This is a genomic window from uncultured Amaricoccus sp. (genome assembly GCF_937858865.1).
GTDB lineage: Bacteria > Pseudomonadota > Alphaproteobacteria > Rhodobacterales > Rhodobacteraceae > Amaricoccus.
Genome location: NZ_CALLYO010000356.1, coordinates 1 through 6450, shown reverse-complemented (window position 1 = coordinate 6450; position 6450 = coordinate 1). Strand labels below are relative to the sequence as shown.

Annotated in this window: 7 protein-coding genes; 4 read left to right on the top strand and 3 right to left on the bottom strand. The window is 73.9% G+C overall.

Annotated elements, in window-relative coordinates:
- Window positions 1–96: 96 nt before the first annotated feature.
- Window positions 97–1845 carry an ABC transporter ATP-binding protein gene (locus tag Q0112_RS10340; protein WP_297974850.1) on the bottom strand — a complete coding sequence of 583 codons (1749 nt, stop codon included), beginning with the start codon at window positions 1843–1845 and terminating at the stop codon, window positions 97–99.
- Window positions 1846–1984: 139 nt separating this feature from the next.
- On the opposite strand from Q0112_RS10340, the gene Q0112_RS10335 reads away from it, so the two are divergent.
- From Q0112_RS10335 to Q0112_RS10320, 4 genes are all read left to right on the top strand, one after another.
- Complete coding sequence (locus Q0112_RS10335) at window positions 1985–3220, top strand: aminotransferase class V-fold PLP-dependent enzyme (protein ID WP_297974847.1); 1236 nt, start codon at window positions 1985–1987, stop codon at window positions 3218–3220.
- Window positions 3221–3261: 41 nt separating this feature from the next.
- On the top strand, window positions 3262–3492 hold the full coding sequence (locus Q0112_RS10330) for a glycine zipper 2TM domain-containing protein (protein ID WP_297974844.1): 231 nt from the start codon (window positions 3262–3264) through the stop codon (window positions 3490–3492).
- 76 nt (window positions 3493–3568) lie between these two features.
- Window positions 3569–4078, top strand: a complete 510-nt coding sequence (locus Q0112_RS10325; RefSeq protein ID WP_297974841.1) for a DUF1269 domain-containing protein — start codon at window positions 3569–3571, stop codon at window positions 4076–4078.
- 17 nt (window positions 4079–4095) lie between these two features.
- Window positions 4096–4809 (top strand): PRC-barrel domain-containing protein, encoded by a 714-nt coding sequence (locus Q0112_RS10320; protein ID WP_297974838.1) that lies wholly within the window; start codon window positions 4096–4098, stop codon window positions 4807–4809.
- On the opposite strand, the gene Q0112_RS10315 is transcribed toward Q0112_RS10320, so the two are convergent.
- Entirely contained in the window at window positions 4800–5906 is a 1107-nt protein-coding gene (locus Q0112_RS10315) for a pyridoxal phosphate-dependent aminotransferase (RefSeq protein ID WP_297974853.1), read from the bottom strand. The genes Q0112_RS10320 and Q0112_RS10315 overlap by 10 nt on opposite strands.
- 113 nt (window positions 5907–6019) lie before the next feature.
- Window positions 6020–6450 (bottom strand): amidohydrolase family protein (locus Q0112_RS10310; RefSeq protein WP_297974836.1); only part of this gene is annotated, 431 nt, incomplete at its 5' end.

The window sequence follows — 6450 nt, the reverse complement described above, 5'->3', positions numbered from 1 at the left end:
CGGGCAGCGCCCGCCCGCCCCCAAGGCGGGCGCTTCAGCGCCCACCTCGGTCGGGCGCTGCCCTCTTCGCCTTGGAGGAGCGGTCGGGACAGGGGGCTATTCTCCCGAGCGGGCGAACTGGAGCTGGTAGAGGTCGGCGTAGAGGCCCTTGCGCTCCAGGAGCTCGCTGTGGGTGCCCTGCTCGACGATGCGGCCGCGGTCCATCACCACGATGAGGTCGCTGTCGAGGACCGTCGCCAGGCGGTGGGCGATGACGAGGGTGGTGCGGCCGCGGGCGAGGCGGGCGAGGGCGTCGCGGATCAAGGCCTCGCTCTCGGCGTCGAGCGCCGAGGTCGGCTCGTCGAGGAGCAGGATCGGCGCGTCGCGCAGGATGGCGCGGGCGATCGAGAGCCGCTGGCGCTCGCCGCCGGAGAACTGGCCGGCGGTCGGCGCGACCGGCGTGTCGTAGCCCCGCGGCAGGGCGCGGATGAACCCGTCGGCGGCGGCGGCGCGGGCGGCGGCCTCGATCTCGGCCCGCGAGGCGGTGCGGCGGCCGAAGCCGATGTTCTCGGCCACGGTGGCGGAGAGGAGGACCGAATCCTGGCTCACCACCGCGATCTGCTCGCGCAGCGAGGCGAGGGTGAGCGAGCGGATGTCGTGGCCGTCGATCAGGATGCGGCCCCCCGTCGGGTCGTAGAGCCGCGGCAGGAGGTTGAAGACCGTCGACTTGCCCGCCCCGGAGCGGCCGACGAAGGCGACGCGCATCCCCGGCTCGATGGCGAGGTCGAAGCCTTCGAGCGCGACGTGGCCGTCCGGATAGGCGAAATGCACCTCCTCGAAGCGGATCTGCCCGAGCGCGCGGCCGAGCGTCTCGGGGCCGTCGAGGATGGTGTTCTCTGCGTCGAAGAGCATGAAGACCCGGTCGAGCGCCGCCGCCCCCTGCTGCACGGTGGCGAAGTTGCCGCCGAGCCGCCGGGCCGGGCCGGCGATGACGCCAAGCCCGGTCAGCAGCCCGGTGAAGTCGGCGATGGTGATCGTGCCCTCGCGGATGCGCAGGCCGACGACGAGAAGGAGGATGGCGACGGCGATGCCAACCAGAACCTCCATCAGCGGCGCGACCCGCGCCTGCCAGCGGTACTGGCGGTGGCGCAGCCCGAACAGCCGCTCGAACAGGCTGTCGGCATTGGCCGAGAGCGGCTCCTCGAGGCGGTAGGTGCGCGCCATGCGGATGCCGGAGAGGCCCTCGGTGACCTCGGAGGTCATCGAGGCCACCTCCGCCTGCGTCGACTTGGCGAGGCGGCGCAGGCGCCGGCCGATGCGGTTGACCGGCACGAGGGCGAGCGCGAAGACGAAGCAGATGCCGAGGGTGAGCGGCCAGTCGATCGTCAGCATCACCGCGATGGTGACGACGAGGGTCAGGATGCCGGTGACGCCGCCGAGCATCGAGCGCACGGCGCTGCCCACCATGCCGATGTCGGAGGAGAAGCGCGCGGCGAGCCCGGCCGGCGCCTCGGTCTGCAGCCGGGCGAGGTCGGTGCCGACGAGGCGGGCGAACATGGTTTTCCTGAGCTCGGTCTCCATGCGGTTGGTGACCTGGTAGCCGGTCACCTCCTTCAGGTACTGGCCGGCGGCATTGGCGCAGCTGAGGCCGATCACCCCGAGCGGGCCCCACCAGAGGACCGAGGGCGACTGCGCCTGGAAGGCGGTCATCACCAGCTGGATGAGCTTCGAATAGCCGGCCGAGGCCAGCGCCACCACCCAGGTCATGGCGAGCGAGAAGGCGAGGAGCCGCCACTGCGGCCGCAGCCAGTCGCGCCAGAGCCGCCACCAGGGCGACTGCGGGCGGGCTCGGACGGGGTCGGGCATCGGCGATCCTGGGCGGCGGCCGGTCGTGCCGGCCGCTGGCCGGACTAGCATGGCGGCGGCGGGCCGACCAACCCCATTCGGCATTCACTCCGCCGGCGGCCGGGGCTAACGTCGCGCCGATTCAGCCGGAGCCTTCCCGATGACCTTCTCGCGCGGCCGCGACATCCTCGCCATCCCCGGGCCGTCGATCATCCCCGACCGGGTGCTCGCCGCCATGCACCGGCCGGCGCCCAACATCTACGAGGGCGAGCTGGTCGAGATGACCGAGACGATCATCGCCGACCTCGCGCGGGTGGCGGGGACGGCGGGAAAGGCGGCGATCTACATCGGCAACGGCCATGCCGCCTGGGAGGCGGCGATCGCCAACATCCTCGCCCCCGGGCAGAAGGCGCTCTTCATCGCCACCGGCCGCTTCGGGCTCGGCTGGGCGCAGATGGCGCGGACGATGGGGGTGGAGGCGGAGGTGATCGACTTCGGCTTCCGCGCCGCGCTCGACCCCGCGCGGGTGGCCGAGCGGCTGCGCGCCGACCGCGGGCACCAGATCCGCGCCGTCCTCTCGGTGCAGACCGACACCGCCTCCTCGGTCCGGAACGACGTCGCGGCGCTGCGCGCGGCGCTCGACGCGGCGGGGCACCCGGCGCTCCTCGTCGTCGACTGCATCGCCTCGCTCGGCTGCGACCGCTTCGAGATGGACGCGCTCGGCGTCGACGTCATGGTCGCCGCCTGCCAGAAGGGGCTGATGACCCCGCCGGGGCTCGCCTTCACCTTCCACGGGCACCGGGCGGAGGAGACCGGGGTGAGTTGCACCAGCCCCTACTGGGACTGGCGGCCGCGCACGGCGCCGAGCGTGCCCTACGAGCGCTTCTGCGGCACGGCGCCGACGCACCATCTCTACGGCCTGCGCACCGCGCTCGACATGATCCTCGAGGAGGAGGGGCTCGCGGCGGTCTGGGCGCGGCACGCGGTCTTCGCCCGCGCGGTCTGGGCGGCGGTCGAGGCCTGGGGCCGCGGCGGCGCGCTCGGGCTCAACGTCGCCGAGCCGGCGCTGCGCAGCCACGCGGTCACCACCATCACCACCGGCCCCGGCGAGGGCACGCGGCTCCGCCGCTGGTGCGCCGACGCCGCCGGCGTCACGCTCGGGGTCGGGCTGAGCGTGCCGGGGGTCGACCCCGACAGCATCTTCCGCATCGGCCACATGGGGCATCTCAACCCGCCGATGCTGCTCGGCACGCTCGCGACCGTCGAGGCGGGCTTCCGCGCCCTCGGCATCCGCCACGGGACGGGCGGGGTCGAGGCGGCGGGGGCGGTGATCGCCGGCGAAAGCCCGCCCGGGCCGGCCACGAAATCGGTGGATCATGCCGACGGAACCGCATAGATGATGGCGTACAACCCCGGGGCACCGAACGGAGATCAGGAATGAGAGCGACACTTGTCCTGCTGGCGCTTGCGGCCTTCGCCGCCGCCGGCTGCACCCAGAATCCGCAGACCAACCGCGAGCTGCAATGCGCCGGCGGCGTGCTGGGCGGCGCGGCGGTGGGCGGCCTTCTCGGCAACCAGATCGGCGGCGGCAGCGGCAAGCAGATCGCGACGGCGGTCGGCGCCGGCACCGGTGCCGCGATCGGCACGCAGAACCCGGCCTGCAAGTAGTCCCGCCCCGGGGGCCGTCCGGCGCGACCGCGCCGGGCGGCGGCAGCCAGGCAGACAGCAATCCAAGGGGGCCAGAATGGCAGACCTCATCGCGGTGATGTTTCCGTCCGAGGAGAAGGCCGAGGAAGTCCGGCAGAAGATCCTCGACATGCAGAAGGACTATCTGATCGACATCGGCGACGCGGTGATCGCGACCAAGACCGATGCCGGCAAGGTGAAGCTGAACCAGCTGCTCAACACCACCGCCGCCGGGGCGGCGGGCGGCAGCTTCTGGGGCCTGCTCATCGGCGTCCTCTTCATGAACCCGCTGCTCGGCGTCGCCGCCGGCGCGGCCTCGGGGGCGGTCGCCGGCGCCCTGACCGACGTCGGCGTCAACGACCGCTTCATGAAGGAGCTCGCCACCGAGGACCTGAAGCCGGGCGAGGCGGTGCTCTTCGTGCTGGTGCGCAAGGTCACCGGCGACAAGGTGCTGGCCGGGCTCGAGGGCGTCGGCGGCCGGGTGCTGCAGACCTCGCTCGACCACACCCGCGAGGATGCGCTGCGCAAGGCGCTGGCCGGCGAGACCGCCGGCGCGGCGACCTCCTGACCGCCGGGGAGGCGCCCATGCTCTGGCGCGCCTCGAGCCTCGGCAGCTACGCGCTCAAAGCCAGCGATGGCGCGATCGGCGCCATCCGCGACTGCCTGTTCGACGACCGGCGCTGGATCGTGCGCTGGTTCGTGGCCGACACCGGCACCTGGCTGCCCGGCCGCAAGGTGCTGATCGCCGCCGGCCAGCTGACGGCGGAGGACGGTGATCCGCCGCTGCTCCGGCTCGCGCTCAGCCGCGAGGAGGTGCGCGCCGGGCCGCCGCTCGAGGCCGACGCGCCGGTCTCGCGCCAGTACGAGGCGCGGCTCAACCGCCACTATGGCGCGCCCGACTACTGGCTCGGGGTCGAGCGCCCGTCGCAGCCGATGCCGCCGGGAGTGGTCGAGGCCGAGGGGCATATCGACGCGCACCTGCGCTCCACCGGCGAGATGACCGGCTACCACCTCGGCGCCCGCGACGGCGCGATCGGCCAGGTCGACGACTTCCTGCTCGATCCCGAGGGCTGGGCGGTCCGCTACCTCGTCGTCGGCACCGGCGGCTGGTGGAGCGGCCGGCAGGTGCTGGTCGTGCCGGCGGCGATCACCGGCGTCAGCTGGGCCGAGCGCACCGCCGAGACCGAGCTCACCCGCGAGCAGATCGCCAACGCCCCGGAGTTCGACCCCTCGCAGACCGTCGACCGCGCCTTCGAGGAACGCTACTTCGGCTACTACGGCTATCCGGTCTACTGGTAGGCCGCCTCGAGCGCCTCGGGCAGGGCGGCGGCGAAGGCGTCGAGATCGGCCTCCCGCCCGACGGTGACGCGGATGCAGCGGTCCTGCGGCGCGACGAAGGGCTTGCGCACGAAGATCCCCCGCGCGACCAGCCCCTCGAGCACCCGCCGGGCGAAGCCGCCGTCCCGCCCGCAGTCGACCGCGACGAAGTTCGTCGCCGAGGGCAGCGCGCGGAGCCCGTTCGCCGCGGCGATCCCGGCGAGGCGCGCGCGCCCGGCGTCGACCGCCGCCACCACCTCGGCCAGCCACGCCCGGTCCCCGAGCGCGGCCAGCGCCCCGGCCATGGCGATCGCGTTGACCCCGAAGTGGTTCCTGACCCGGTCGAAGGCGGCAATGAGCTCGGGATGCCCGAGCGCATAGCCGATGCGCGCCCCGGCCATGCCCTGCGCCTTGGAGAAGGTGCGCATGCGGATCACCCGCGGCTCGCCGACGTCGAGCGGCGGCAGCGCCCCCTCGGGGGCGAAATCGGCATAGGCCTCGTCGAGGCAGAGCAGGCACCCCCCGGGCAGCCGGGCGATCATCTCGGCGATGCGCGCCCCGGCGTGCCAGCTCCCCATCGGATTGTCGGGATTGGCGAGATAGACGAGCGGCGCCCCGGCCTTGCGCGCAGCGAGGAGCAGCGCCTCGGGGTCCTCGGCATCGCCGCGGTAGGGCACATTGACGAGCGTGCCGCCGAAGCCCGCCACATGGTAGGCGAAGGTCGGATAGGCCCCGGCCGAGCTCACCACCGGCGTCCCCGGCGCGACCAGCAGCCGCACGAGGTTGCCGAGCAGGCCGTCGATCCCCTCGCCGACCGTCACATTCTCCGGCCGCACCCCGTGGTGCGCCGCGATCGCCGCCTTGAGCTCGTGGAGCTCGGGGTCGCCGTACATCCAGACCGACGCCGCCGCCTCGGCCATCGCCGCCACCGCCCGCGGCGAGGGGCCGAAGACGCTCTCGTTGGCGCCGATCCGCGCCACGAAGCGCCGCCCCATGGCGCGCTCCTGCGCCTCCGGCCCGACGAAGGGCACGGTGGCGGGCAGGCTGGCGGCGAGCGGCGTCAGGCGCATGGCCGCCAGCATCGAGCCTTTTCCCGGCCGCCGCAAGCGCCCCGCCGGGCGCGGAGGGCAGCGGCCGGCGCGCGGGGTGGGCGGGCGGGAGCGTGCCGGCCGCTGCCCGGGCCGGGCGCTGCTCAGGCCGCCTCGGCCGCCCAGCGCTCGCCGGCGACGTAGGTCGCGGCCACCGCCCGGTCGTCGCCCAGCACCTGCAGCACGAAGAGCTCCTCGGCGAGCGTGCGCACCGTCTCCATGCGCAGCGCCATCGCCGGCGTCGCGGCGCTGTCGAGCACCACGACGTCCGCCTCGGCCCCCGCCTCCAGCGTGCCGATCCGGTCCTCGAGCCCAAGCGCGGCGGCATTGCCGCGGGTGATCCACCAGAAGGCGCGCAGGGGATCGAGCTTCTGCCCCTTCAGCGCCAGCACCTTGTAGCCCTCGTCGAGCGTGCGCAGCATCGAGTAGCTGGTGCCGCCGCCCACGTCGGTCGCGATCGCCCGCCGCACCCCGGCCGCGCCGAGCCCGGCATCGTCGAAGAGCCCGCTGCCGAGGAAGAGGTTCGAGGTCGGGC